Raw genomic sequence first — 551 nt, 5'->3', positions numbered from 1 at the left:
CCGATGACTTCGACGGAAAAACTTTGGAGGAAATAGGGCTGAAGAGGAAATATGATATTATCGTACTCACCACAATCAAGATCACCAGGGAAAAGAATGATTTGGGTACAAAAAGGGATGTATCCAACGTGCAGGGAGTAGCTTCGGCAAAAACTGTTTTGCACAAACATGATATCATGGTGCTCTACGGAAACAATAAGAATCTGAAAAAGTTACTTAAAGACCAGGAAAGGTACTAATGTAAAACAGGAATGTCTGAAACTTTATGATCCAGGCATTCCTGTTTATCAGGTGAAAATTGTTTAGGAAATTATGATATCTCCAAATATTTAATTTGTGTCTTAGTTTTACGAACCTGCAACAGGCAAATGTATACTCACTTCTACATCTCCACATTCCCCTTCTTCATCAGGTATTTCTGTAAAGGGTGCAAAATCCACTTCACAACCTCCTGTAAAAATACTTATTTGCTCATTAATTAGTCCCGGAATTGCCGGACCGTGACTTCTAATAATCATATGGACCTCTGCAGAAAAAGCATTGCCTTCTAA

1 protein-coding gene and 1 pseudogene are annotated in these 551 nt (G+C 37.9%); one reads left to right on the top strand and one right to left on the bottom strand.

From position 1 onward, the window contains the following. Positions 1 to 239, top strand: a pseudogene (locus tag HC175_RS16950) (TrkA family potassium uptake protein); the annotation flags it as partial. Positions 240 to 347: 108 nt separating this feature from the next. Here the strand turns inward: HC175_RS16950 and HC175_RS16945 are convergent. Next, on the bottom strand, positions 348 to 551 hold a 204-nt coding region (locus HC175_RS16945; RefSeq protein ID WP_168139521.1), incomplete at its 5' end, for a hypothetical protein.

Source organism: Salinimicrobium oceani, from assembly GCF_012037645.1.
This window is presented reverse-complemented; position numbering and strand designations above follow the sequence as displayed.